This window comes from Peteryoungia algae (assembly GCF_030369675.1).
In the GTDB taxonomy this organism is placed as follows: Bacteria; Pseudomonadota; Alphaproteobacteria; order Rhizobiales; family Rhizobiaceae; genus Allorhizobium; species Allorhizobium algae.
Genome location: NZ_CP128477.1, coordinates 4,108,968 through 4,134,864, shown reverse-complemented (window position 1 = coordinate 4,134,864; position 25,897 = coordinate 4,108,968). Strand labels below are relative to the sequence as shown.

Here is a 25,897-nt window from a genome sequence, read left to right as displayed (position 1 = left end):
TGTCGGTTCAGGCCAGGTTCTTCTTCAAGAACTCGATCGTGCGGGACCAGGCGAGATCGGCGGCAGCCTTGTCGTAGCGCGCCGCCGAGGTATCGTTGTTGAAGGCGTGGTTCACGCCATCATACATGTGCAGTTCGTAGGTCTTGCCGTTGGCATCGAGGGCTGCCTTGTAGGCGTCGATGCCGGCATTGATGCGCTCGTCAAGGCTTGCATAGTGCAGCATCAGCGGCGCCTCGATCGACGGCACCTGATCGGCCGGGGCCTGCGAGCCGTAATAGGCGACGCCTGCGCCGAGTTCCGGAGAGGCGACCGCCATGCGGTTGACCATGCCACCGCCCCAGCAGAAACCGATCGCGCCAACCTTGCCGTTGGTCTTTTCGTGGCCTGACAGGAACGCGCGTGTCGCCTCGCCATTGGCTGTGGCACCGTCCATGTCGAGGGACTGGAACATCGCCCGGGCTTCATCTTCATTGGCCGGCGTTCCGCCATTGGGCGACAGGAAATCGGGGGCGAGTGCGACAAAACCTTCGAGTGCCATGCGCCGGGCCACGTCGCGGATATGCGGATTGAGCCCACGGTTCTCGTGAATGACGATCACGGCCGGCAGCTTGTCCGCCGCGTCCTTCGGGATCGCGAGGTAACCCTTCATTTCACCTGCTGCACCCGGATAGGTCACGTCGGCGACGTCGAGACGGGCGTCGGTCTCTTCGACCATGGCAGCACTCGCCTTGCTGGCGGCCAGCATTGGCATCACCGCGGCGGCGGCGGCGCCGGAGCCTGCAAGCGCCGTCAGCTTCTGCATGAAGCCTCGGCGGTCGAGGCTCAGGTGGGTGTATTCATCATAGGCATCGATCATGGCCTGGGTGATTTCGGGCTTTGACATGGCACTCTCCTCGCGGGACGGACTGGATGCCTCCGAAAGATAGCGCCATGTTTCCTTCCGCCCACACACGTTGCCGTGAAGGCGTCAGCTGGTCGCCATCCAGGTGGCGAGCCACATCCACATCAGGAAAAGCGCCACGAAGCCCAGCATGAAGGACAGACGACGAAGCGGCAGGTTGCCGATCACCTGCATGGCCGCCTGGACGTAGCGAGCCAAGACGAAGATCCAGGCAAGCACCACGGCAGCAAGATTGTCTGCCTCGGTCATGAACAGCAGGACGGAGACGGCGTAGAATAAGACAGGCAGTTCGAACTGGTTGGCAATTGCCCTGTTGACCACCCGGCTCTCCTCCGGCTCGGCGAGGTTTTCGCGAAAGGCGATACGCTCAACCTTGCCGGCCCTGACGACGGCAGCGCGTCGGACCACCAGGAGGGCATAGAGGCCGAAGACAAGGAAGGCATGGGCCAGGAGGGGCCAGAACATTTCAAATCCGGTCATTCGACGCGCGCTTCCTTAAAGCTCATTCGTGGTGATGTTTTGGGCCGAAGGCGAGGCGCAGCACCAGAATGCCTGAGACAACCAAGGCGGCAAACTTCAAGCGCGTCAGCCAGGCCAGGGCCTCTGCCAGCAGGGTCGCTGTTTCCGGCAGTTGTGTGGATGGCGGAAAGAGCATGAGGCTGACGATGTTCTCTGCATAATCGACCAAGCCATAAACGATCGGCAGGGAAAGCAGTGCGGGCAGCAAGCGCTCGGCGGGGCGACCGTAGAGACCGGCACCGGGAGCGACCCGACACATCAGCAGGACGAGAAAGAGGCCGAGGACCGCCGGGAGGACGAGATCCGGCCCGAGATGCACGGCCCGAAGAAGCTCTGCCGCGTCTGGCCTGGTCTCCAGCACGGCCTTGAGGGCGAGCAGAGCCTCCCCCGTGCTTTCGATATCGAGGTCGGGCATCGTCCTTACGCCGGTCAGTTCAGTGAACCGAGACGCAAAGCCGAGGTTCATCCAGGCGAGCAGCGCAGCCGACAGGACGCCGCTCGCCCAGAGGAGCGGCGCCTGACGTGGTCCGGGCAATCGCCCCAGGATCATGCAGCGCCCGGATAGTTCGGGCTTTCGCGGGTGATGGTGACCCCATGCGGATGGCTTTCACGCAGGCCGGCACCGGAGATGCGCACGAAGGTCGCCTTTTCCTGGAAGTCCTTGATGTCCTTGCCGCCGACATAACCCATGGCAGCCTTCAGGCCACCGGCGAGCTGATGCAGCACCGCCGAGACCGGCCCCTTGTAAGGCACCTGGCCTTCGATGCCCTCAGGCACGAGCTTCAGCGTATCGCGCACCTCTGCCTGGAAGTAGCGATCGGCCGAGCCGCGGGCCATGGCACCGACGGAGCCCATGCCGCGATAGGCCTTGAAGGAGCGCCCCTGGTAGAGATAGACCTCGCCCGGGCTTTCGTCCGTGCCGGCAAGCAGCGAGCCGACCATGACGGCCGATGCGCCGGCTGCAATCGCCTTGGCGACGTCGCCCGAGAACTTCAGGCCACCATCGGCGATGACGGGAATGTCGTGCTTGTTGCCTTCCTCGACAGCGGCCATGACGGCTGCAAGCTGGGGAACGCCGACGCCGGCCACGACGCGGGTGGTGCAGATCGAGCCCGGACCGATGCCGACCTTGATGCAATCCGCACCAGCGTCGATCAGGGCGCGTGTGCCCTCGCTCGTGGCGACGTTGCCGGCGATGATGCGGATCGCGTTCGACATCTTCTTCACATGTGCGACGGCATCCAGCACCTTCTGGCTGTGGCCGTGGGCGGTATCGACGACGATGACGTCGCAGCCGGCGTCAATCAGACGCTCGGCGCGCTCCACGCCGTCGTCACCGGTGGAGATGGCGGCGGCGACACGCAGACGGCCCTGGGCGTCCTTGGCGGCATGCGGGTTGAGCTGAGACTTCTCGATGTCCTTGACGGTGATCAGGCCGACGCAACGGCCCTCATTGTCGACCACCAGAAGCTTCTCGATACGGTGCGAATGCAGGAGACGCTTGGCTTCCTGCTGGTCGACACCATCCTTGACCGTCACGAGGTTTTCGTGGGTCATCAGTTCGTAGATCTTCTGGCTCGGATCAGAGGCAAAACGCACGTCGCGGTTCGTCAGGATGCCGACGAGGCGGCCGGGGCGACTTGCGCCCTCAACGACCGGAATGCCCGAAATGCCATGCGCGTTCATCAGCGCCTTCGCTTCGGCCAGTGTCGCCTCGGGACCGATGGTCACCGGGTTGACCACCATGCCGCTTTCGAACTTCTTCACCTGGCGAACTTCTTCGGCCTGCTCGATGGGGGTCAGGTTGCGGTGGATCACGCCGATGCCGCCGGCCTGGGCCATGGCGATCGCAAGACGGCTTTCGGTGACCGTATCCATGGCGGAGGAGAGAATCGGCAACGAAAGATCGATGTCCCGGGCAATCCGCGTCGCGATATTGGTCTGCCCCGGCATCACTTCAGAGTGCCCCGGCTGCAGGAGGACGTCGTCAAAAGTGAGCGCTTCTGCGCCGGTTGCCGACATTACGATGCGTGCCATTGCCAATTCCTTCGTTTGAATAGGCAGAATCCGCCCGGAAAACGGGAATCCCCGTTCGGTCGCTTCTGCATGAAATGCTTGGAAGTTGGCGAGGGCTGGTAACACGTTCATGACAGGAAGGGAATAGCAAAACGCCCGACGGTTCCCCTCTCCCCGACTTGCCGCAAGGCCCATACAGAAAAATCGACAATCATTAGAATTTTAAGCAGCGGCTACACGGTCCTTGAAGGCCTCGCTTATATAAGGGAGGTGCTCTCAGGGGCTGGGGGCACCAACAACAAACAAGAAGACGAAGGGGACCGTCCATGACCGCATTGAAGCAGCGCGCCCAGGCACTCGAGAACCACTTCGCCCGCCAGGCAGAAATCCAGTTCAAAGCCCGTATGCGCGGCAGCAAGATGGCCGGCCGCTGGGCCGCCTATACGATGGGCCTCGACGATGTCGAAGCCTATGCCGGCACTGTCGCCGTCAAGCAGGTGGTCGAGCCGCACCGTCTCCTGGAGCAATTGCGCCAGGACTTTTGCCAGGCCGGCGTCACAGTGAGCGACGCCGATATCGACAGCCGTATTCATCACTTCATCGAGCAGGCAACCGACGAGATTTTCGCCGGCCACTAAGCCGGTGACGGGGCCGCAATTCTGGCGCGGCCCCCTCGGCAATCTTCAAATGTCGAACTGATAGGCCTTCGGAACGTAGCGATAACCCTGGTCGATCTTCTCGACGAAACCGACTGCCGGGAACGGCATGTGGTAGCCGAGGAAGGCGAGCTTGTCGGTTGCGAGCATGTCGAAGACCTTCGTGCGGGTCGCGGCCGCTGCTGCCTTGTCCATGTCGAAGCGGACTTCCCAATCCGGGCGCTGAAGAGACAAAACGAAATGGTTCGCCGTATCGGCCGCCAGGACCAGCTGGCGACCTTCCGATTCCAGACGGTAGATCATGTGGCCCGGCGAGTGACCGAAGGCTGCCATGCCGGTAATGCCGGACACGACTTCTCCGCCATCGCCGATAAAAGTCATCTTTTCCGCCATGGGCGTGACGTTGGCGAGCACACCCTTGTGGCCGTTCTCGGCCGGCGTGCCGACGCGGGCCGGATCCGCCCAGAAGTCGTATTCTGCCTGGCCGGTGACGTAGCGCGCATTCGGGAAGGCCGGCTGGCCGCCTTCCATCATGCCACCGATATGGTCTCCATGCATGTGTGTCAGCACGACAATCGTCACGTCTTCGCGCTTGTAGCCGGCCGCCGTCAGACCTTCGGCAAGCCGGCCCAGACCGTTCGCACGACCGCCTTCACCGAGGCCCGTATCGAAGAGAATGACATCCGATCCCGTATTGACGAGCACCGGCGCGAAGCTGTTGACGAAGTTGTCGGCGGGAAGGAAGTTGGCCTCCAGCAGCGCGCCGACGGTCTCCACGCTCTGGTTGGTACCGAAGGTCTCCTGCGGATTGCCGGAGGCGCGGGCGCCGTCCTTGACCACAAGCACCTCGAATTTTCCGACATTGAACCGATGGGTTTCTGGCGGCATGGCATGATCGATATCCATCGAAGTCTCGGTGCCTGTCCCCTGTGCAATGGCGGCCCGGGTCATGATCATCGGGGATGCCAGAGCTACACCGGCCCCACCGAGAAGCGTACGTCTCTTGATCGAATTCATCCAAATCTCCCTGCAAAATATTCTGCGCCCGTATTACGGGCTGCAGCGCAAATAGGCTTCGGACCAGCCGCAGAAAGCTCTCTCACACCATCGTGATGCCGCGACATGATTTCCATGGAACATGACAAGCGGCCTGCGCCTTGATTTGACGCCATAAACTGCAAGTCCAGGTTGCCTTGAACGGCAGAACGGCTAGAAGTCGTCACGCCCTGTGCCGCCCGCCCCCGGAATGCCGATGAACCGCATCACACCTCTCATTCTCGCCGTCGCACTTTTCATGGAGCAGATGGATTCGACCGTCATAGCCACGGCCCTGCCGGCGATCGCCACCGATCTCGGCGTCGGGCCGATCACCCTGAAGCTGGCGCTTACTTCCTACATGGTGGCGCTTGCGATCTTCATTCCGGCGAGTGGCTGGATGGCGGACCGATACGGTGCCAAGCGGGTGTTTCGTGCAGCAATCCTCGTATTCATGCTGGGGTCTCTGTTCTGCGCAATCTCGGATTCGCTCATCACCTTCGTCGCTGCGCGCTTCCTGCAGGGCATGGGCGGGGCAATGATGACCCCGGTCGGGCGCCTGGTGCTTCTGCGAACCACGAAGAAAAGCGACCTCGTTTCGGCCATGGCATTGCTCACCATTCCGGCCCTGCTCGGTCCGATCACCGGCCCACCGGTCGGCGGCTTCATCACCACCTTCTTCAGCTGGCACTGGATTTTCCTGATCAATATCCCGATCGGAGTTCTGGGCCTCTGGCTGTCCAGCCTCTATCTGCCAGAGATCGATCCGATCGAGACGGCGCGAATCGACTGGACGGGCTTTCTGCTCAGTGCTTGTGCCGCATCCGGGCTCGTCTTCGGGCTATCCGTGATGAGCCTGCCTGCCCTGCCCATCTGGGTCGGCGCGATAGCAACGGTGGTCGGGCTTCTATCGATGATCCTCTATGGGATCCACGCCCGCCGGCATCCGGCCCCGCTGCTCGACCTGACACTTTTCTCCAACAGGAGCTTTCGCGCCTCTATTGTCGGCGGCACTCTGTTTCGCATTGCCGCCGGTGCCACACCCTTCCTCTTGCCCCTGATGCTGCAACTCGGCTTCGGCATGTCGGCCTTCCAATCCGGCATGACAACTTTCATCGCTGCCGTGGGTGCAATCTCGACCAAGTTCATCGCCAGGCGCGCCTTTGCGGCCGTCGGCTTTCGCAATGTTCTCATCCTTGCTGGTCTGTTCGGGTCACTGACGACGGCGGCGAACGCATTCTTCACACCCGCGACGCCGATCCTGCTGATCATGGCTGTCCTGCTCGTCGGCGGATTCTGCCGTTCGTTCTTCTTTACCGGGGTCAACACGCTGGGCTACGCGGATATCGAGGATCGCGCCGCCTCGCAGGCGACTTCGCTGACTTCAGTGCTTCAGCAGGTGAGTCTGGCCCTCGGCGTGGCGACGGCGGCGTCGATCCTCGAGGCAAGCACGCGGGTGACAGGCGAAACGCTGTCGCTCGGTGATTTTCACCTTGCCTTTGCGATCGTCGCGGGGTTGTCGATCTTCGCGGTCTTGCCGTTTTTCGGGCTGCCGCGCGATGTCGGCTCGGCGGTGTCCGGCTATCGGCGCGGGACCGGAGACGAGACGATCAGCGTGAAATAGTCACTCCGGCCGCTCGCACAGGGCCGACAGTTTGTTGCCATCGGGATCGCGGACATAGCAGGCGTAAAAATTGGGATGGAAATGGCGGATGCCCGGCGCGCCGTCATCCGTGCCGCCATGGGCAATTGCTGCTGCATGGAAGGCATCGACCACGGCCCGCGAAGAGGCGTCAAAGGCCGGCATCGAGCCATTGCCCACGGTCGCCGGCTGGCGATCGAAGGGGTGATTGATCCAGAACCGGCAGCGGTTATCGCCGGCCATACCATAACCCGCCTCGTTTTCGTCGGTCTCCCGGCGCTCCAGCCCGAGCGTCGCCAGAACCCGATCATAGAACCGGATGGCGCGGGCCAGATCATTGATGCCGACGGTGATGTAGGTGAACATGGCCGTCCTCCCTGCCGTTGTCCTTAGAATTCCGGCTCAGTCCTGGTTTTCGTCGGCTGGAATGTCTTCGCGCGGATCGCGGGCGAAGCCCTCCTCATCCAGCTCGACCAAAGCCGGGCCATTGCGCCCCTTGAAGCCCTTGGCCAGCAGGAACATCTCGACGGATTCCTGACGCGACGATGCCGGCTTGATGTGCAGGACCTGGCGGAAATTCTGCTTCAACATGTTGAGCAGCTCCTTTTCCGTTCCGCCCTGGAAAGTCTTGGCCAGGAAGTGCCCGCCTTCGGCCAGAACCTCGACGGCGAAATGGGCCGCAACCTCGCACAGATGCATGGTGCGGATGTGGTCGGTCTTCTGGTGGCCTGTGGTGGGTGCGGCCATATCCGACAGGACGAGATTGGGGGTGCCGCCGACGGCCTCGATCAGCTGGCGCGGGGCGTCGGGATCGAGAAAGTCGAGCTGCAGGATCTTCACGCCCGGAATCTGCGCCATTTCCAGGAAATCGATCGCGGCGACGCGGATATCGTCATCGGAGGAATCGGTCACCTTGGCGGCGATCTGCGACCAGCTGCCGGGGGCGGCCCCCAGGTCGATGATGCGCTTGGCACCCTTCAGGACCTGATGCTTCTCGTCGATCTCGAGCAGCTTGAAGGCCGCACGGGCCCGGTAGCCCTCGAGCTTGGCGCGCTGGACATAGGGGTCGTTGATGTGGCGCTCGAGCCAGCGCCTGGACGACGCCTTGAGCTTGCCCTTCTTGACCTTCTGGCCGAGCTTTCGGCCCGTGCGATTGCCGGCGATGGGTGGTTTGGCCATGGTCAACGCTCCCTGGAGACTGGAGGACGGCGGTTGCGGCCGCGGCGCCAGACGCCGTCATCAGCCATCATGTCGGTGAGCAGGCCCTCACGCAGGCCGCGATCGGCGACCCGCATGCGGCTCGAGGGCCAGCGGCGGCGGATCGCCTCGAGAATTGCACAGCCGGCCAGAACGAGGTCGGCGCGGTCCGGCCCGATGCAGGGATTGGCGGCGCGGCCGGCATAATCCCAGGACAGGAGCTTGGACTGCATGGCGGTCACCTCCGCGTCGGACAGCCAGAGACCGTCGACCTTGCGGCGATCGTAACGCGGCAGGTCGAGATGAACGCCGGCGAGCGTCGTTACCGTGCCCGACGTGCCGATCAGATGGAAATCGTCCAGGCTGCGGGGAATATCTGGGCAATCGAACCTTGCCAGCATGCCCTCGACCTCCTGGGTCATCGCCTCGAAGATGTCCGGGGTGACGTCACGGCCACCATGGCGCTCGGACAGCGTGACAACGCCGACCGGCAGTGAGGTCCAGTGGGTGATGTGGTTGGCGAGACGGCTGGAACGGTTGTCGTTGATCCGGATGACGGCGATCTCGGAGGAGCCGCCGCCGATGTCGAAGAGCACCACAGACCGGGCTTCGCGCCCGACCAGCGAGGAGCAACCGGAGACGGCGAGCCGCGCCTCGGTTTCCCGGTTGATGATCTCGAGTTGCAGCCCGGTCTCACCCGTGACGCGATCCAGGAAGAGTTCACCGTTTTCGGCAGCCCGGCAGGCTTCCGTCGCAATCAGGCGCATGCGCCTGATGTCACGGCCGGAGAGTTTGGCTGCGCAGACACGCAGGGCATCGACGGCCCGGTCCATGGCATCCTGCGAGAGGCGTCCGGTGGCGCCCAGACCTTCACCCAGCCGCACGATGCGGGAAAAGGCATCGACGACGCGGAACTGGCCGGGGCGGGTCGGTTGTGCGATCAGCAGCCGGCAATTGTTGGTGCCGAGATCGAGCGCGGCGTAAAGATCGTCCGGGCCGGCATCCGGGACGGGGCGCGACCGTTCCGGGGGACGCGCCTGCATCTGCGGCTGGGCGGACCCACGTGTGTGAACGGCCGGCGCCACCTGCTGCTCCGGTCGGCGCGCCTTGGCGACCACGACGGAGGGTGGCTCGGAGCCGGCGAGCGGACGCACCTGGCCGGGCTTTTGGGCCGCGGCATGGCGGTTTCGATTGCGTTTGCGCTTGCGACCGGGGCGATGGCCGGCCTGATCGGCCGGCGTTGCCTGTGGCGAGGCAGACGCATGCGGCGGCGACGCGGTGACGCCTGCCGGGCGTGGACCGTCGTTGCGCGCAGCCATCGGCACAGCCGTGCCGCCGGCAGACGGCTCGCCGCCAACACTTGCGCTGCCACTTGAGATGTCACTGGTGTCCACAGACGACTGAGCGCCGCCCTTGCCACGCCGGCGACGCTTTCGCTTGCGGATGGGACCATCCGCAAAGGCTGATTCGGAACGTCGCTCGGCGACCGGCGCGACTGCCGATCCTGCCGAGGCAGAAGCATCGTGACCGTTCCTGACCGGTCCCGCCTTCTTGCCCTTGCCGCGCCGGCGGGAGCCCCCACCCTTGCGCTTGCCTGTCGACGCCCCCTCGCTGTTCGGCTGTCCGCCGCGATTGGGGTCTGTCACTTAAGTTATCCACTGCACCGCGCAAGGCGCCAAGATCGACGCGTGCCGCTGGTGTCATCATTCGTTTCGTTGGCTGAAGCATACCAGCGCCTGCCCCCGGCGCCAAACGGTTTTTCGAACGCCGGTCGCCGGGCCGGCCACAGCGCCGTCGCGCCTGCGCCCGACACCCGATGAACGGGCCCGATGCCTGCCAGCGACCTCTTCCACGCCACCTTTCTCAGCCGCATGCATTTTTTTACAAAAACGGTCTTTGCAACGCAGAAGCTTTTGTCTATAAGCCCGCTCACCGATCGCTGCGGCGATACCCTGGTGGGGAATAGTTCAACGGTAGAACGACGGACTCTGACTCCGTTAATCTTGGTTCGAATCCAGGTTCCCCAGCCAATTCTCCCAAAAAGCCCTAATTCTCAAGTTTTTCCGTCGTGCCGGATCCCGTTTTGGCGTCATTGGCGACCTGATGCCCAAAGGTGGGCCCCAAGCTGAAATCGGTACGAGGTGACCTTCGGGCCTGATACGGGGTGTCTTCGTCATGGCAGTCCGCCACGGGGTCGAAAATCTTATCCGTCGGGGAAAACGTCTTTTCCTGGCGGCCACGCATTCCAGCAGCTCCATTCACTGCCAACCCGGCAGCCGACTTTCACTGACCCTTCCTTGTTCGGATCATAGGAAAGCACAGATGATCGGCCGCAAACTCAACACGCGGCTTGCCGAATTGAAGATGCAGTCGACGGAAACAATGTCCAAGCAGCAGCTCCAGACGCTTTTCGAACATGAGCGTGACAAGGAGCTCGAGCGACTGGAAGGGATCAGCGACACGAATCCTTGAGCTTTTTCCTGCGCCTGACAACGTCAGGACTTCACCTGAGGGCGCGATCGCGATCCCTCACGAGAGCGTCCAACCAGTCCGTGATAATCGTTGCGACCTGTTGCGGCGCTTCCCAGTGCGGATTGTGTCCGACCCCCCGTAGCCTGATGTCATGCCCCCGACGCAGGCCATGGCCGAGTGCATCGACGTGACGGGCGCCGAAGAGCTGGTCGCGGTCACCGGCGATCGACAGCAGCGGCGCCTCGATCTCTTCCAGCTTGCTGCGGAGATCCACTTTTTCCAGGAGATCGAGATAGTGGTGCCAAGTCCCTACCGGCATGCGCACAGCGTCCGCCTTCACCAGGGCAAGAAACTGCGGATCCAGCGCCACGGGGCCGGAATACCAATGCGTCAGGAACGGGTCTGCGACCTCCACCGCGTCGCCGAAACGGCGGATGGGGTCCAGAGCCTGCAAGCCCGTCAGATTCGGACAGGGTGATCCCGCGAGCGTGACAATCTTCAAATCGCTCCAGGTCTTTTGCCTGGCAATTTCCAGGGCGACCAGAGAGCCGAAGGAGTGGCCGATGACCAGCGAGGGTGCGCAGTCGAGATGGTCGGCAATGGCCGTCAGGTCCTCCACGATTGTCAACAGGTCCGCCTCGCTGTCCTCTGCGCTGTCGCCATGCCCGGGCAAGTCGGGGATGACGAGGCGAAAGCCGCCCAGATAGCGTGCAATCGCCTGATAGCTGCGGCTCGTATCGGTGTAGCCGTGAAGCAGGAGGGCGGTCGCCCCGTCGCCTTTCGTGTCGACGACGGCAAGGTGCCGGCCTGAAGGCAGCCGAATCTGCTGCTTTCCCCTGCGCCAGGCATCCTTCGCCTGAGGCATCAAAGGCCGAGACCCTGACGTACCGCTTCAAGCCCGGGCTTGCCGTCGAAAGTCGCAACACCGGCAAGCCAATTCTCCAGTCTCGCAGGCTCTTCCGTGATGGCTTTGACTGCTGCTGCTTCGGGCTCCAGTCCGTCATCCATCAGATAGCCCATGCCCTTGTTCTCGAACTCCACATCGAATTTCAGATTTTCGAGCAGCTTCGTCACATTCGGGCATTCCTGCTTGTAGCCCTTGCGCACCTGCGTCGAGACCGTGGCGGCGCCGAAGTTCGGGCCGTAGAATTTGTCGCCTCCGCTCAGATATTTCATGTCAAACCGCGCGTTCATCGGATGTGGCGCCCAACCCTGGAATACAATGAAGTCCTTCCCCCTCTCGTGTCGCTGTACTTCAGCCAACATCCCCTGTTCGCTGGACTCGACCACCTTCCAGCCGTTCAATCCGAGAGCTGGGTCGTCTAGGGCGTCCAGCATGAGCTGGTTTGAGCCGGGCTCGATGCCATAGAGCTTGCTTTCAAACCTGTCGGCAAATTTCTGCAGATCCGCGAAGTCGCGTACGCCTGCCTCGTAGACATAGGATGGCACCGCAAACGTGTATTTCGCGCCCTGCAGATTGACCGTGACAGTCTCGACGGAACCCTCCTCAAGATAGGGCTTGGCATAGGTGATCATTGCCGGGTCCCAATAGCCGAGGAACACATCGAGGTCGTTGTTCTTCATGCTGAGGTAGATCACGTCGATGCCCAGAAGCGATGATTGCGCATCATAACCGAGTTGCTTCAACAGCGTCATGCCGATGCCGGTGGTGAAGGCGAGGTCATTCCAGCCCGGTTCAGCCAGACGGACCGTCTGACAGGTCGCGGGCTCCGCAGCCCGGGCAGAATGAGGTCCTGCCGTCACTGACAGGGCGGCCAATGAGGCGACAAGCGCGGACTTGGAGGCAGATTTCTTCATGATCCCGGTTCCCCGTTCCTGATTTTATACGAACGGTCATTTAATTGACCGCTCGGTCAAGTCTTGATCTTTTGGGATAGATTGTCAATGACAGGCGGACTTTGCAGAGATGACATCATGGCGAGACTTTCCAGGATCAGCGAAATCCGGCGCAGGGAACTGCGACATGCCGCCTATTGCGTCCTGCAAACCGAGGGTGTGGCCGGCACGACGCTTGAGAAGGTCGCGGCCTATGCCGGCGCATCGAAAGGCATCGTGTTGCACTACTTCCGCAACAAGGAAGAGTTGTTCGAGCATGCGATGCGCGAGGCGAACGGCGCCTTGCGGCTGGCGGTGGTCAAGCGGCTACGCGATGCCCGCGGCCCGCGAGAAAGGGTGATGGCGATCATCCTTGGGAATTTCGAGGAGGAATTCTTCAAGCCTTCGATCAGCCATGCCTGGCTGTCGCTCTGCGCCGAAGTTCCACGCGAGCCGCAACTCGCCCGTCTTCAAAAGGTCTTTCATGCCAGAATGCGCTCCAACCTCTTGTCGGCGCTTCAGCAGCTCATGGCTCGCGAGGAAGCCGAGGAATTGGCGCTTGGCATTAGTGCGCTGATCGACGGATTGTGGCTGCGCATGGGGCTTGAGCCCGGTTCGGTGACACGTGAGAGCGCCTTGAAGCAAACACAGCTCTATCTGGACCAGCAACTGAAGCGTCAAACATAGAGATCCGGTTGCGCAACCGGGCTTTCGAACGAGCGGCGAAGACATCGAAATTGGGGAGTTCGTGAGGAGCAGCTTCAGTTGAGACGACGCACAGAACCGTCGCCATCCCCTGCCTTAATGGCCGCTCTCGTCAGCCTGGCCGGCGAAAGCCTTCGCGCGGTGCTATCAGGATTGGTGAGATTATCTGAGCGCACATAGGTGGCCGGCCGTGCTTATTGCGCCTTCTGCCGCAGCCGGTCGGTCGCAAGCTCCATCAGAAGAACGATCGCGAAGATCACCAGGATGATGGTCGAGGCATTGCGATACTGGAAAAGGTCGAAGGCGACTTTCAGTTCCTGGCCGATTCCCCCGGCGCCGACGAGGCCAAGCACGACCGACGAGCGGACCGCCTTTTCCAGCGCAAACTGCGAAGTGTTGATCAAGGACGGCATGATATCGGGCACAACCGCGCCGGAGAGAACGGAGAACCGGCCGGCGCCGGCGGAGAACAGGGCTTCCTGCGGCTCCTTGTCGGCATCCTCGATCGCTTCGGCGAAGAAGCGTCCACAAAACCCGATCGTATCGATGATGATGGTCATGGTGCCAGCGACGGCGCCAAGCCCGATGGAGGCGACGAAGAGCAGTGCCCAGACCATGTCGGGCACTGTGCGGAACAGCGAGATCATCACCTTGAAGACGTGTCGGAAGGGTCCGATAGGCGACAGCGTGCGCGAGGCGAGCCAGGCAATCGGCAAACTGAGCAGCACGCCGATGACAGTGCCGACAAAGGCGATCTGCAGCGTCTCGATCGTGCGCCAGATGACGCGCATCAGGAAACCGGGTTCCAGGCTCGGCGGCAGCATGCGCTCGATCAGGTTTGCCATTCTCGGAGCGCCGTTGATCAACTGGTTCGGTGTCGGCGCGACCTGCGTGGCCGAGACGATCAAGATCGCACCAAGAGCGACCAGGACGGCAAAGGCAAAGGGCGAGGCACGGAAGAAGCGGGCGGGCACAGCATCACGCATGGAAGACACCCTCCAGGCGTTCGCGGTCCACATCGGCCACCGGGAGGTCGAAATGTACGCGGCCGGCCTTCAGCGCGACGATCCGGTCGGCGAAGCTCAACGCATGATCCATGTCGTGGGTCGTATAGACCAGCGTGATGCCCTTTTCGCGCACGAGGTCGGAAAACAGCGCCATCACGTCGCGGCCCGCCGTCGGGTCGAGGCTGGCAGCCGGCTCGTCGGCGATCATCAGCCTAGGCTTGCGCACCAGGGCGCGGGCAATGGCGACGCGCTGCGCCTGACCGCCCGAAAGTTCGTCGGCGCGCGCGGTCGCCTTGTGGGAAAGTTTCACCTGGTCGAGCGCATCCATCGCCTCTTCGCGACTTTCACGCTCGGCAATCGCCTGATGCCAGGCACGCCAGGTGCCGGGAAGGCCGAGCTTGCCGTGAACGACATTGGTCAGCACCGACTGGCGGCGAACAAGGCCATGATGCTGGAAGACGAAGCCGATCTGCTGGCGCATGCGCTTGAGCTGCGACCCGTTTGGCGTGCGGCAAAAGGCTTCGCCAAGCGTCGAGATCTCACCATCGCAGAATGCCGTGTGGCCGATCAGGCACTTGAGCAGCGTCGACTTGCCCACTCCGTTGGCGCCGACAAGCGCCACACGCTCGCCGCTGCGGATGCGGATGTCGACACCGGAAAACACCGGTTTTCCGTTCGCATATCCCTTCTTCAGGCCCTGCGTGCTGATAACGTCCATCATCTTGTTCTTTCTGCGGATATGGCGAGGGGCCGGCGCTGATCGCGCCGGCCCGATGGCGGGATCGGGGCCAATCCGCTCAGTTGACGAAGTCGTTGAAGGTGTCGACGCCGATCGTGCGATACATCGAGCGGACGTAGTCGTAATCGCTGTCCTTCACATCGGCCAGGAAGAAGCCTCCCTTGAACTTCTGATTGTCGTCGCCGGTGAGCACGGCGGCCATCAGGTCGCTTCCCTGTTCGACAAAGGCGGTGCGGATCTTGGCAACGATCTCTTCCGGCAGATCCTTGCGGGCAACGAGGATGTCGTTCGGCAGGTCGCGGCCACGGGCAAGAACGGCGAAGGCAACGTCCGGGAAGGCTTCGCGGATCGAGTTGAGGTGGCCGAAGTTGAGGCCGATGGCCGCGATGTCGCCACGGATCAGGGCTTCCGCCGCGACGTTGCGGGCGAGGATCACAGGCTCGTAGTCCTCATTGTACTTGATGCCGAAATCGGTGAGCGCCTGGGCGGGGCCAAGGTGCTGCGAGGTGGAGCCGACGGAACCGAAGGAGACCTTCTTGCCCTTGAGGTCTTCCAGCGAACGGATCGGGCCATTGGCGAGCACGGCGATCTGGGCGAAGTAGTCCGGACGCTGCCAGGCGACGACGATCTCCGGCTGGGCGAGTTCCTTCATGACGACGTATTCGGCCGGACCCGTAAGGACGAGGTCGACCTGTCCGGAATTCAGGGCTTCGACGGCAGAGGTGCGCGAGCTGACCGGAAAGAGCTCGATTTCCAGGCCGGAGGCCTGCTCAAGCGCTTTTTGAAAGCCGCCGAATTCCTGCTGCAGGGCTTCCATGCCCTCGATATCGGTAACAGCGAACTTGATGCTCTCGGCCGCGGCCGGCGCGAGAGAGACCAGAGAGATTGCGCAGGCTGCGAGAAGGGAGCGGATCATGATATCTTCCTTTGCTGTATAGACAGGAGCATCTTCTGCGACTATCCCTAGCGACCAGACGTGACGGGCACGTGACAATTTTCCGCCCCGGGACGAAAACGAGACAGAGAGACGCGATGAACTGGACCATCCGCAACGGCACCGTGCTGGGCGCCGAGAGGCTCGAACGCAGCGATTTCTTCATCGACGGCGGCATTCTGTCGGACAGGGGCAATGGCGGGCGCGAGATCGACGCTGCAGGCCTGCTCGTCCTGCCGGGCATCGTCGACATCCACGGTGACGGCTTCGAGCGGCAGATCATGCCGCGACCGGGCGTGCGCTTCGACGTCGGTCTGGCACTGCGCGACACCGACCGACAACTGGTGGCCAACGGCATCACCACTGCCTTTCACGGCGTGACGGTGTCCTGGGAGCCCGGCCTTCGGTCCCTGCAGGCCGCCGGCGACTTCGTCACTGCACTTGCCACCGCCCGCCCGCATCTGGCCTGCGACACCCGCCTGCACCTGCGCTGGGAAACCTTTGCACTCGATGCGCTACAGCAGGTGATCGATTGGCTGTCGCTCGACCCGAAGCCGCTCGTGGCCCTGAACGACCATACGACGGGATCGGTGCTGAAGGGCACGATTGCCCGCAAGATCGGCCAGATGGCGGAACGCTCCGGTTTGTCGCGCGACGACTACATGGCGCTGCTCGACAGGGTCTGGGCACGGCGCAAAGATGTGGCCGGTGCCATCGAAGAGCTCGCCACAGCAGCGCGCGAGAACGGCAACGTGCTGCTCGCCCATGACGAGGCCTCACCCGACGAGCGCCGGCACTTCCGTGCGCTGGGGGCAGTATCGTCGGAGTTTCCGCTGACGCTGGAGACGGCTGCCGAAGCGCGGGCCGCCGGCGAACATGTCATCCTCGGCGCGCCCAACGTCGTGCGCGGCGGCAGCCACAATGGCGCGCTTGACGCAACGACGGCAATCCGCGACGGGCTTTGCACCGTGCTTGCGTCCGATTACCACTATCCGTCACCCCTCCATGCAGCCTTCCGGCTGGCATCCCCCGAGGATGCAGACTTCGCCAGGGCCTGGCACCTCGTGTCAGCCAATGCCGCTGCCGCTGCCGGCCTTGCCGACCGGGGACGGTTCGAGAAGGGAAAACGCGCCGACGTCATCCTCGTCGATGCGAAAGACATCCGCCACCCGAAGGTGGTGGCAACCTTCGTTGGCGGTCGGCTGGTCTATTCGGCACTTATTCTGTTAGAGACCGAATCCGCGATTGCCTCGGCTGCCGCCTGAACCGGAAACCATCATGCTCGACACGCCTGAAATCCCAATCACCACCTTCGATGGGCTGGTCTTTGGCCCGCGGAGCGACATGCCGATCTGGCAGCAGATCCGCGACCATATCCTCGGCCTGATCGAAAGCGGGACGTTGAAGCCAGGCAGCCAATTGCCCGGAGAAACGCATCTCGCCGCAAGCCTCGGCGTCACCCGCATCACGCTGCGCCAGGCCCTGCAACAGTTGCAGAACGAGGGGCACCTAACGGCGCGCAAGGGTGTCGGCATCTTCGTGCGCAGCCCGCCGGCAATCTTCTCCGTCCGCGATGGCCATCCGTTCCGGGAGAATATCGAGACCCATAGCGCGCCCATCACCACCGATACCCGCTTCGTGCGGCGCGAACTCGCGACTGCCGAACTCTCAGCGCGGTTGCGCATCGCCGAGGGCGCAGACATCATCCACCTGCGGCGACTGCGGCTGCTCGGCGACCAACCGGTCTATGTGAACGACAAGCACTTTCCCGCCAGTCGCTTTCCCGATTTCGAGGCGCTCTATGCCGAACGGCAGTCGGTGACGGATGTCTTCCGCGCGAATGGCATCGCTGCCTTCCGGAGGGTCGAGACCCGTATCAGTGGCGGCTTCGCGTCGGCGGAAGAGGCTGGCAACCTGCGACTGACGCCGGGAACGCCGGTATTTCACCTGAACGCGCGCAACGAGGACAGCGATGGCCGCACGATCGAGTGGACGTCAGGCTGCTGGCCGCTGATGTCGGTCGAGTTCGTTTTTGGGACCCCGGCGAAGTAGCGCGCCAGAACGGGAGCCGATGATTGTGCTTCCCGGAACAGCGGGCAACAGGACGGTCGGCACGGGGCTGTTGCAGTCGTCAGCGGCAACAGAATGAGAGGCAGTCGCCAGACGGAAAAGGCTTGTCGCGACAATTTGGCGGGCATGTTTCAGTCTCCCCTGACTATGGAAAGGGCGCGGTTGAAATCGGCGGGCGCAAGGGTTCTGGGACCGGATGACACGGGGTGAACCGGCCTTCAGGTTTGCGCGGATGAGATCAAACTCATCACTCGATATGCAAGGTGTAAACTCGCAGAGCATCTGCCCCTCCCCGGCCGCAAGGCAATTGTTACCACCCGACTGATTGAGAACCAGGTAGAGAGCCGGCCGCCGGGGGGGCGGACGTCCGACTTCGACAGGTTTGGCTGGGGATCCCTGCGCGTGGTAGAAGATGTGACATTCCGACTGCACGACTGTCTTCCGTCAGTCCGACATGAAGGCGGCGAGGCATAGCCCTCGTCAAAATGCCCGTGTTCTCGCACGCTGATCCAGTACGCCCCTTGATTGTGCACACCTAGAGACAACCGACTGTCACAATTTCGTTGCGGGTTCACATATTTTCGTTTCCTATGTGAGCTGCTTCAAACGAAGCGAGCTCACGCCGGATCGGGAGGATCTGTCGTGGGGCCATGCTTGCCAGCGTTAGCTGGACCAAGTGGAACATCAGGGAGGCACCATGTTCACCAAACGTTTAGCTGCATCCGCAGCGACCCTCGCACTTTCGCTTTCTTTCGGCTCCTCGGCTTTTGCTGCCACGGAACTGCAGTGGTGGCACGCAATGACCGGCGCCAACAACGAGGTGGTCGACCAGCTCGCCAAGGAGTTCAATGAAAGCCAGAGCGACTACACGATCACGCCAGTCTTCAAGGGTACCTATCCGGAAACCCTGAATGCCGGCATCGCTGCATTCCGTTCAAAGCAGCCGCCAGCCATCATCCAGGTCTTCGATGCAGGCTCCGGCGTGATGATGGGCGCTGAAGGCGCCATCGTTCCGGTCGCCGAAGTCCTCCAGAAGGGCGGGTTCGAATTCAACAAGTCGGACTATCTGGCTGGCATCGTTGCCTATTATTCCAAGCCGGATGGCACCATGCTGTCCTTCCCGTATAATTCATCGTCGCCGATCCTCTATTACAACAAGGACGCCTTCACCAAGGCGGGCCTTGACGCGGAAAACCCGCCGAAGACCTGGCCCGAAGTGTTCGAGGCAGCTCGGAAGATCAAGGAGAGCGGCGCTGCACCCTGCGGCATGACATCGACCTGGCTGACCTGGATCCAGACCGAGAACTTCGCCGCCTGGAACAATCTTTCCTATGGCACCAATGAAAACGGCCTTGCGGAAGGCACCGTCGAACTGCAGGTCAATTCGCCGGTCTTTGTCGAGCATTTCCAGTCCATTGCCGACTTGGCCAAGGACGAAGTGTTCCGCTACGGCGGTCGCACGTCTGAAGCGAAGCAGCTCTTCCTGTCGGGCGAATGCGCCATCATGACCGAGTCCTCGGGCGGCCTCGGTGACATCGTAAAGTCTGGCATGAACTATGGCATCGGCCAGCTTCCCTACTACGAAGGCAATGGTCCGCAGAACACCATTCCGGGCGGCGCCAGCCTCTGGGTCTTCGGTGGCAAGAGCGATGAAGAATACAAGGGCATCGCCCAGTTCTTCAACTTCCTGTCGCAGACGGAAATCCAGGCACGCCTGCACCAGGTTTCCGGCTATCTTCCGGTGACCAATGCGGCTTATGAGGCGACGAAGTCCTCGGGCTTCTACGAGAAGAATCCGGCGCGTGAAACGCCCATCCTGCAGATGACCGGCAAGGCTCCGACCGAAAACTCCAAGGGCGTGCGTCTGCCGAACCTGCCGCAGGTTCGCGACATCATGAACGAAGAGTTCGAAGCAATGCTCGCCGGCTCGCAGGACGCCAAGACGACGCTCGACCGCATCGTCGATCGTGGCAATGCAGCCATCGCAGCCGTTTCCAGCAACTGATCTGACCGAATGACGACACTGCCCGCATCGCAACGTGCGGGCAGTGTTTTTCCCTTGGCCGGCTGAGGAGCATCGCCTTGCACACGGTTCACTTCCCGAACAAAATCCTGCCCTACCTGCTGTTGGCGCCCCAGATCATCCTGACGCTGGTCTTCTTTTTCTGGCCGGCAAGCCAGGCGATCTACCAGTCCATGCTCCGGGAAGATCCGTTCGGGCTGAAAAGCACCTTCGTGGGTTTTGCCAATTTTTCCGATATTCTCTCGGATCCGAACTATCTCCATTCGCTCCAGGTCACGATCGTGTTCAGCGCGCTGACGGCTCTGGTGTCGATGGCGGCGGCGCTGCTTCTCGCGACGGCTGCCGACAAGGTCGTTCGCGGCCAGACGTTTTACCGCACGCTTTTGATCTGGCCCTACGCAGTGGCTCCCGCCGTTGCCGGCATGCTTTGGCTCTTCATGTTCAACCCGGCCATGGGAACGCTTGCCTATCTGCTGCGCTCCACCGGCTTCAACTGGGACCCCCTTCTGAAAGGCGACCAGGCGATGACCCTCATCGTCTTTGCCGCCGCATGGAAGCAGATCAGCTATAATTTCCTGTTTTTCGTTGCCGGCCTCCAGGCAATCCCGAAGTCTCTCATCGAGGCGGCCGCGATCGATGGTGCCCGTGGCAGCCGACGCTTCTGGACGATCATCTTCCCGCTTCTGGCGCCGACCACCTTCTTCCTGCTGGTGGTCAATACGGTCTACGCCTTCTTCGATACGTTCGGCATCATCCACGCCGTCACCGGTGGTGGCCCGGCAAAAGCAACCGAAACGCTGGTGTACAAGGTTTACAATGACGGCTTCGTCAACCTGAACCTCGGCTCATCTGCCGCGCAGTCCGTCATCCTGATGATCATCGTGATTGGCCTGACCGCCTTCCAGTTCCGCTTCGTTGAGAAGCGGGTCCATTACGGCTGAGGACCGGACATGATTGAAAATCGCCCCATCGCCAATCTGATTGGCCACCTGATCCTCGTGATCGGAATCGTCATCGTCGCCTTCCCAATCTACTACACGTTCATCGCCTCATCGATGAGTTCGCAAGACATCATCCGTCCGCCGATGTCACTGTTGCCGGGCGGCCACCTGACCGAAAACTACACCGAAGCCATGTCCGGCGGCGTCGAGCGCGTCGTCGGGGTCAGCCTCGAACGCCTGCTGTTCAACTCGTTCGTGGTCGCGATCGCAATTGCCGTCGGGAAGATCCTCATCTCGTTCCTGTCGGCCTTTGCCATCGTCTTCTTCCGCTTCCGATTCCGAATGTTCTTCTTCTGGATGATCTTCATCACCCTGATGCTGCCGGTCGAGGTGCGCATTCTGCCGACCTACAAGGTGATCGTGGATCTCGGACTGATCGACACCTATGCGGGGCTCACCTTGCCGCTGATGGCATCGGCAACCGCAACCTTCCTGTTCAGGCAGTTCTTCCTGACGATACCGGGCGAACTGGTCGAGGCGGCGCGGATCGACAATGCCGGTCCCTTCCGGTTCATGAAGGATATCCTGCTTCCGCTTTCGACTACCAACATCGCAGCGCTCTTCGTGATCTTGTTCATCTATGGCTGGACCCAGTATCTCTGGCCGCTTCTGGTCACCAATGATGCCAAGATGAACACGATCATCATCGGCCTGCGCCGCATGGTCGATTTCACCGACGCCTCCACGCCCTGGAACTACGTCATGGTGACTGCGATCCTCGCCATCATCCCTCCCATCCTCGTCGTCGTCCTGATGCAGCGATGGTTCGTCAAAGGTCTTGTGGAGACAGAAAAGTAATGGCCCAGATTGTTTTGAACGATGTCCGCAAGATGTATGGCAATGTCGAAGCCATCAAAGGCGTGTCGCTGGAAATTGCCGATGGAGAACTGGTTGTTCTCGTCGGGCCTTCAGGCTGCGGCAAGTCCACGCTGTTGCGCATGATTGCAGGCCTTGAGGGAATTTCAGGCGGTGAAATTACGATCGGAGACCGGGTCGTGAACGAACTGGAACCTTCCGAGCGCGACATCGCCATGGTGTTCCAGAACTATGCGCTCTACCCCCACATGACGGTGCGCCAGAATCTGGCCTACGGCCTGAAAAACCGCAACACGCCGAAGGACGAGATCGACCGGCGGATCGGGCAGGCCGCCAAGGCTTTGGAGATCGAGCCGTTCCTCGAGCGCAAGCCGCGGCAATTGTCGGGCGGCCAGCGCCAGCGTGTGGCTATGGGCCGCGCGATCGTGCGCGAGCCTGCCGCCTATCTCTTCGACGAGCCCTTGTCGAACCTCGATGCCAAGCTCCGCGTGCAGATGCGCGTCGAGATCAAGCGGCTGCAACGCTCGCTGGCCACGACCAGCGTCTATGTCACGCATGACCAGATGGAAGCGATGACGCTTGCCGACCGACTGGTCGTCCTCAATGCCGGGCGCATCGAACAGGTCGGCACGCCGATCGAGCTCTATGAACGTCCTGCCACGACCTTTGTCGCAACCTTTATCGGGTCACCCTCGATGAACCTGCTGCACATGGGCAAGGCGACGGAGAGCTGGTCGATGACATCAGGCGCGTCGGTTCCATCAGGCACCGCCACCCTCGGTATCCGGCCGGAAGACCTGCACATGATCACGGATGCGCCGGGCGACGAGATCTTCACTGCCAGCGTCAAGGTTGCTGCAGTCGAGCTGGTCGGGGCCGAAAGCTATGTCCATGGAACGCTGGCCGATCGCAGCGACATTGTTTTCCGTGTCGCCGGTCGCTCGCGGATCGAGATGGACGACATGGTCCAGATCGGCGCGAAAGCATCCGATTTGCACTTCTTCGGCACAGACGGCGTCCGTCTCGACTGATCCCACCAGGCGGACGGTGTCACGGCGCAATATTGCCAATTCGGGTTTGTGTGCATCTGAATTGCGTAACGCTGCGCGAACCTCGTCGTGCGGTGCGTTTCGATGATTGCCCGGCGCACCCGTCCTTGCATCTAGCCTTGCGTCGCAACTGAGCCGCGTTGCGTTCAGGTTCCTGTCAGCTTTCCGCTCCAGTGCATCGGATCTCTTATCCATGCACGAAAGGAAGCGGGCTTGTTCAAGACGCTTTTGAAGGTCCGGCCGAGGATGCGCAGCGAGTGGCTGTGCATCCTCACCGCAGTCTATCTTCTCATCTTCATGAACGGGACGTTCTGGGACAAGTCCTCAGTCTTCCTGAAGGGCGATGCGCTGGCACTCTTCGCGCTTGGCACTGGACTGCTCGCGGGATTCATTGCGCTCACCGTCACCTTTTCGGCCAAGTACGTGATCAAGCCAGTGCTGATCGTGGTCCTCCTGGCAAGCGTCGGGGGAGCCTGGTTCATGGACCGGTTCGGCGTCATCATCGATGGCGAGATGATCCGCAACGCCATGGAGACCAATCAGGCGGAAGCCGGTCACCTCATCACTTCCGCCTTCATCCTTCACATGGTCCTGTTCGGCCTGCTCCCGGCGCTGTTCATCGTCCTGGTGGACATTGTGCATCGACCGATCCTGAAAAAGGTCGCCGTCAATCTGATGATCATCCTGTCTTGCCTTGTTGTCTTTGGTCTGGCGGGGCTCTCGAACAGCGGCAGCTTCATCTTCAACATTCGCGAGCATCGGGACTGGTTCCGCACCTTGAATCCCGTGTTCCCGATGGCAAGCGCCGCAGGGTACTTTATCGGCGAAAGCAAGGAGCAGGCCATCATCGTTCAGCCCCTCGGCGCCGATGCGAAGGTGGCAGACGATCTCATAGCCGGACGCCGCAAGCCGCGGGTGACCGTCGTTGTTGTCGGCGAGACCGCGCGAGCACAGAATTTCCAGCTTGGAGGCTACGCCCGCGAAACAAATCCCGAGCTATCGAAGCGAGACATCGTCTATTTCAACAATACGTCAAGCTGCGGAACGGCGACAGCCGTATCAGTGCCCTGCATGTTCTCAGTTTATGGGCGGAATGACTATTCCCACGCAAAAGCACTGGCGACCGAAGATCTCGTGGACGTCCTCAGCCACGCCGGGATCAAGACCGAATGGTGGGACAACAACACCGGCGACAAGCATGTTGCCGATCGGATCAAAAAGACCGAGTTGTTCAAGTCGAACGATCCGCGCTTTTGTGACGGAGGTGAGTGCCTTGATCAGATCCTTGTCGACGGGCTAGACGCCTGGCTGGAGAAGATCGATGGTGACGCGGTGCTGGTCTTGCATCAGCTCGGCAATCACGGCCCGGCTTACTACCTCCGCTACCCCGAAGCCTATCGCAAGTTCATGCCGGACTGCCGCTCCGTGGATTTCGACACCTGTACGCCGGAAACCATCGCCAACGCCTATGACAATGCCCTCCTCTATACCGACCACATTCTTTCTGAAGTGATCGACAAGCTCGGTACACACGGCGACCGGCTGGACACGGCGATGATCTACATGTCCGACCACGGGGAATCACTGGGCGAAAACGGTCTTTACCTGCATGGAGCGCCATACATGTTCGCTCCGACGCAGCAGACCCATGTGCCTTTCGTCCTCTGGATGTCGCCCGGCCTGCGGCAGTCCTCCGGGATCGACACCTCTTGCCTTGCGTCGGGTGCAGACGCGCCGCACTCCCACGACAATCTGTTTCACAGTGTTCTCGGCCTGATGCAGGTGGAGACGGAGGTTCGGGATCCCGCGCTGGATATCTTCTCGGCCTGCCGGACGGGAGCATCCTCATGACGCATCACACCGAAAATGCTCCGCCGAAGCAGGCGGGCCTTGCCCATTTTTGGTCCGCTGCCGGCTATTCGGCCGGCGGCCTGATACGGCTGGCGAAGGAGGCCGCCTTCCGCCATGAGGTCTTGGCGGGCGCAGGGCTGTTGGTCGCCTATGGTGTGATGAATGTGGCGGCTGCGATCCGGTTGTCTGCGGCGGTGCTCTTCCTCCTTCTCATCGCCATGGAGGCGGTCAACACGGCAATCGAGGAAATCATCGACCGTATCTCGCCTGAAGTGTCGGCGACCGGCAAGCATGCCAAGGATCTCGGCTCTCTTGCCGTCTTCTGCCTCATCCTCGCCAATTCCATGCTGCTTGTGTACGCGCTCTCGGTTCATCTTGCGACGTGACCTGGATGTTGACGCTTGCAAGGCGCGACAGCGTCCGATGCCAGCGAGAAAGACAAGAAGGACGCCGCGGGCAGCAGCGTCCTTTTTTATTTCCATCGAACTTGAGAAATCAGGAAACATCGCCGCTGGCGGGCGCCCGTTTGCGACCGGTGATCATGGCCAGCACCAGGTTCTCGTGGTGCCGGAAGCTGGCATGGATCACGCCCGCGACATGCAGTGCAATCGCCACCAGAAGCAGTTTGGCCAGCGTTTCATGCATCTGCGCGACCCATTCAATGCCCCAATAGGTGTCGGTCGTCTGCATCCAGCCGGTGAGCGCGATGCCACCGACCATCATCAGCAATGCGACGACCATGGCGGCCCCGAGCGGGTTGTGGCCGAGATAACGTGGCTCCTTGTGGTGCAGTGTGTCGCTCGCGTAGCGAAGCGTGCGCTTCGGCGAACGGATGAACTGGCTGAAGCGGGCATAACGCGTACCGGCCAACCCGAGGACGAGCCGCAGGCCAATCAGGCCGGCGGCTGCATAGCCTGCCACTTCGTGCAGGCTATGCAACTCGTCCGCCGTCAACCAGCACAAGGCGACACTGCCCGCAAGGCTCCAGTGAAAGAGCCTGACCGGACGATCCCAGACCTTGACAGTCGACGTCATCGATCAGTCCTCGGCCTTCATGTCGACGGACTCGAGAGTCTGCGGGTTGAAATAGGCTTCGACCTTCTCCCCCTTCGCGTTGATGGCATAGGCTTCGTAGCAACCATCTTCGGTCTTGATCGAGCGGACCTTCCAACCTTCGCCTTCGAGCCTGGCCTGCAGGACCTCACGCGGCTTCCAGTCGGCCATGGCGACGTTGCATTTTTCCGAGGCAAGAGCGGTGCCGCCGAATGCTGCTGCAAGGCTGAGAGCGATGATGATCTTTCGCATGTGATGTGTTCCTTTCCTGTGTTGGACACGGGAAGGAAGATCGATGCCCACGCTGACAGCCACCTGAATAGGTTCATCCAATCTTGCGGCAGGTTCAGCAGCCTGTCAGTTTCATGAGACACA

The 25,897-nt window shown here is 61.6% G+C and carries 27 protein-coding genes and 1 tRNA gene; 13 read left to right on the top strand and 15 right to left on the bottom strand.

The annotated features are described in order from the left end of the window. Window positions 1–7: 7 nt before the first annotated feature. From QTL56_RS19575 to guaB, 4 genes are all read right to left on the bottom strand, one after another. Window positions 8–883, bottom strand: a complete 876-nt coding sequence (locus tag QTL56_RS19575) for a dienelactone hydrolase family protein (protein WP_245134984.1) — start codon at window positions 881–883, stop codon at window positions 8–10. 84 nt (window positions 884–967) lie between these two features. Beyond that, entirely contained in the window at window positions 968–1,381 is a 414-nt protein-coding gene (locus tag QTL56_RS19570; RefSeq protein WP_245134981.1) for an MAPEG family protein, read from the bottom strand. Between the two features lie 22 nt (window positions 1,382–1,403). Next, window positions 1,404–1,970, bottom strand: a complete 567-nt coding sequence (locus QTL56_RS19565; protein ID WP_245134980.1) for a hypothetical protein — start codon at window positions 1,968–1,970, stop codon at window positions 1,404–1,406. Further along, complete coding sequence (guaB, locus tag QTL56_RS19560; protein WP_229572940.1) at window positions 1,967–3,457, bottom strand: IMP dehydrogenase; 1,491 nt, start codon at window positions 3,455–3,457, stop codon at window positions 1,967–1,969. Before guaB ends, QTL56_RS19565 begins: the two co-directional genes overlap by 4 nt. A 305-nt stretch (window positions 3,458–3,762) precedes the next feature. Here guaB and QTL56_RS19555 point away from each other — a divergent pair, with 305 nt between their 5' ends. Beyond that, window positions 3,763–4,074 carry an ATPase inhibitor subunit zeta gene (locus tag QTL56_RS19555; protein WP_245134978.1) on the top strand — a complete coding sequence of 104 codons (312 nt, stop codon included), beginning with the start codon at window positions 3,763–3,765 and terminating at the stop codon, window positions 4,072–4,074. 45 nt (window positions 4,075–4,119) lie between these two features. Here QTL56_RS19555 and QTL56_RS19550 read toward each other — a convergent pair whose 3' ends face one another. Then, complete coding sequence (locus QTL56_RS19550; protein WP_245134977.1) at window positions 4,120–5,109, bottom strand: MBL fold metallo-hydrolase; 990 nt, start codon at window positions 5,107–5,109, stop codon at window positions 4,120–4,122. A 235-nt stretch (window positions 5,110–5,344) separates the two neighbouring features. On the opposite strand from QTL56_RS19550, the gene QTL56_RS19545 reads away from it, so the two are divergent. Beyond that, on the top strand, window positions 5,345–6,751 hold the full coding sequence (locus tag QTL56_RS19545) for a DHA2 family efflux MFS transporter permease subunit (protein ID WP_245134974.1): 1,407 nt from the start codon (window positions 5,345–5,347) through the stop codon (window positions 6,749–6,751). On the opposite strand, the gene QTL56_RS19540 is transcribed toward QTL56_RS19545, so the two are convergent. Genes QTL56_RS19540 through QTL56_RS19530 form a run of 3 tightly spaced genes read right to left on the bottom strand, consistent with a single transcriptional unit; the run spans window position 6,752 to window position 9,612 of the window. After that, window positions 6,752–7,135 (bottom strand): VOC family protein, encoded by a 384-nt coding sequence (locus tag QTL56_RS19540; protein ID WP_245134972.1) that lies wholly within the window; start codon window positions 7,133–7,135, stop codon window positions 6,752–6,754. 36 nt (window positions 7,136–7,171) lie between these two features. Beyond that, window positions 7,172–7,948: an RlmE family RNA methyltransferase gene (locus tag QTL56_RS19535; protein WP_245134970.1), complete on the bottom strand. Its 777-nt coding sequence runs from the start codon at window positions 7,946–7,948 to the stop codon at window positions 7,172–7,174. A gap of 2 nt (window positions 7,949–7,950) precedes the next feature. Further along, the gene (locus tag QTL56_RS19530; RefSeq protein ID WP_245134968.1) at window positions 7,951–9,612 is read right to left on the bottom strand and encodes a Ppx/GppA phosphatase family protein; all 1,662 of its coding nucleotides are present in this window, start codon (window positions 9,610–9,612) and stop codon (window positions 7,951–7,953) included. Between the two features lie 310 nt (window positions 9,613–9,922). On the opposite strand from QTL56_RS19530, the gene QTL56_RS19525 reads away from it, so the two are divergent. Both QTL56_RS19525 and QTL56_RS19520 read left to right on the top strand, forming a co-directional pair. Further along, window positions 9,923–9,996 (top strand) — tRNA-Gln (locus tag QTL56_RS19525). Window positions 9,997–10,288: 292 nt separating this feature from the next. Then, window positions 10,289–10,438 (top strand): hypothetical protein, encoded by a 150-nt coding sequence (locus QTL56_RS19520; protein ID WP_245134965.1) that lies wholly within the window; start codon window positions 10,289–10,291, stop codon window positions 10,436–10,438. 31 nt (window positions 10,439–10,469) lie between these two features. Here QTL56_RS19520 and QTL56_RS19515 read toward each other — a convergent pair whose 3' ends face one another. Both QTL56_RS19515 and choX read right to left on the bottom strand, forming a co-directional pair. Next, window positions 10,470–11,303 carry an alpha/beta fold hydrolase gene (locus tag QTL56_RS19515; protein WP_245134963.1) on the bottom strand — a complete coding sequence of 278 codons (834 nt, stop codon included), beginning with the start codon at window positions 11,301–11,303 and terminating at the stop codon, window positions 10,470–10,472. Beyond that, window positions 11,303–12,256 carry a choline ABC transporter substrate-binding protein gene (gene choX, locus QTL56_RS19510; RefSeq protein ID WP_245134961.1) on the bottom strand — a complete coding sequence of 318 codons (954 nt, stop codon included), beginning with the start codon at window positions 12,254–12,256 and terminating at the stop codon, window positions 11,303–11,305. Before choX ends, QTL56_RS19515 begins: the two co-directional genes overlap by 1 nt. Window positions 12,257–12,373: 117 nt before the next feature. Between choX and betI the strand changes: the two genes are divergently transcribed. Next, window positions 12,374–12,961 (top strand): choline-binding transcriptional repressor BetI, encoded by a 588-nt coding sequence (betI, locus tag QTL56_RS19505; protein ID WP_229572950.1) that lies wholly within the window; start codon window positions 12,374–12,376, stop codon window positions 12,959–12,961. Between the two features lie 212 nt (window positions 12,962–13,173). Here the strand turns inward: betI and phnE are convergent, their stop codons facing one another. The 3 genes from phnE to QTL56_RS19490 all read right to left on the bottom strand — a co-directional run bounded on the left by phnE (window position 13,174) and on the right by QTL56_RS19490 (window position 15,641). After that, window positions 13,174–13,965, bottom strand: a complete 792-nt coding sequence (phnE, locus tag QTL56_RS19500) for a phosphonate ABC transporter, permease protein PhnE (protein WP_245134959.1) — start codon at window positions 13,963–13,965, stop codon at window positions 13,174–13,176. Then, entirely contained in the window at window positions 13,958–14,707 is a 750-nt protein-coding gene (locus QTL56_RS19495; protein WP_245134957.1) for a phosphonate ABC transporter ATP-binding protein, read from the bottom strand. Before QTL56_RS19495 ends, phnE begins: the two co-directional genes overlap by 8 nt. 76 nt (window positions 14,708–14,783) lie before the next feature. Then, on the bottom strand, window positions 14,784–15,641 hold the full coding sequence (locus QTL56_RS19490) for a PhnD/SsuA/transferrin family substrate-binding protein (RefSeq protein WP_229572953.1): 858 nt from the start codon (window positions 15,639–15,641) through the stop codon (window positions 14,784–14,786). 116 nt (window positions 15,642–15,757) lie between these two features. Between QTL56_RS19490 and QTL56_RS19485 the strand changes: the two genes are divergently transcribed. The 8 genes from QTL56_RS19485 (at window position 15,758) to QTL56_RS19450 (ending at window position 24,855) form a co-directional block, all read left to right on the top strand. Continuing rightward, window positions 15,758–16,924, top strand: coding sequence for an alpha-D-ribose 1-methylphosphonate 5-triphosphate diphosphatase (locus tag QTL56_RS19485; RefSeq protein ID WP_245134956.1), 1,167 nt, complete (start codon window positions 15,758–15,760; stop codon window positions 16,922–16,924). A gap of 13 nt (window positions 16,925–16,937) precedes the next feature. Next, window positions 16,938–17,711, top strand: a complete 774-nt coding sequence (gene phnF, locus QTL56_RS19480) for a phosphonate metabolism transcriptional regulator PhnF (RefSeq protein WP_245134955.1) — start codon at window positions 16,938–16,940, stop codon at window positions 17,709–17,711. A 715-nt stretch (window positions 17,712–18,426) separates the two neighbouring features. Beyond that, complete coding sequence (gene ugpB / locus QTL56_RS19475; protein ID WP_245134954.1) at window positions 18,427–19,734, top strand: sn-glycerol-3-phosphate ABC transporter substrate-binding protein UgpB; 1,308 nt, start codon at window positions 18,427–18,429, stop codon at window positions 19,732–19,734. A 77-nt stretch (window positions 19,735–19,811) separates the two neighbouring features. Beyond that, the gene (ugpA, locus tag QTL56_RS19470; protein WP_229572957.1) at window positions 19,812–20,693 is read left to right on the top strand and encodes a sn-glycerol-3-phosphate ABC transporter permease UgpA; all 882 of its coding nucleotides are present in this window, start codon (window positions 19,812–19,814) and stop codon (window positions 20,691–20,693) included. Window positions 20,694–20,702: 9 nt separating this feature from the next. After that, window positions 20,703–21,551 carry a sn-glycerol-3-phosphate ABC transporter permease UgpE gene (ugpE, locus tag QTL56_RS19465; RefSeq protein WP_229572958.1) on the top strand — a complete coding sequence of 283 codons (849 nt, stop codon included), beginning with the start codon at window positions 20,703–20,705 and terminating at the stop codon, window positions 21,549–21,551. Next, entirely contained in the window at window positions 21,551–22,600 is a 1,050-nt protein-coding gene (locus QTL56_RS19460) for a sn-glycerol-3-phosphate import ATP-binding protein UgpC (RefSeq protein ID WP_245134952.1), read from the top strand. Before ugpE ends, QTL56_RS19460 begins: the two co-directional genes overlap by 1 nt. A gap of 264 nt (window positions 22,601–22,864) precedes the next feature. Continuing rightward, the gene (locus QTL56_RS19455) at window positions 22,865–24,469 is read left to right on the top strand and encodes a phosphoethanolamine transferase (protein WP_245135498.1); all 1,605 of its coding nucleotides are present in this window, start codon (window positions 22,865–22,867) and stop codon (window positions 24,467–24,469) included. Then, entirely contained in the window at window positions 24,466–24,855 is a 390-nt protein-coding gene (locus QTL56_RS19450; RefSeq protein ID WP_245134950.1) for a diacylglycerol kinase, read from the top strand. Before QTL56_RS19455 ends, QTL56_RS19450 begins: the two co-directional genes overlap by 4 nt. Window positions 24,856–24,964: 109 nt before the next feature. Here QTL56_RS19450 and QTL56_RS19445 read toward each other — a convergent pair whose 3' ends face one another. After that, complete coding sequence (locus tag QTL56_RS19445) at window positions 24,965–25,504, bottom strand: cytochrome b/b6 domain-containing protein (RefSeq protein WP_245134949.1); 540 nt, start codon at window positions 25,502–25,504, stop codon at window positions 24,965–24,967. Between the two features lie 3 nt (window positions 25,505–25,507). Then, window positions 25,508–25,774, bottom strand: coding sequence for a PepSY domain-containing protein (locus QTL56_RS19440; protein WP_245134947.1), 267 nt, complete (start codon window positions 25,772–25,774; stop codon window positions 25,508–25,510). Window positions 25,775–25,897: the final 123 nt, after the last annotated feature.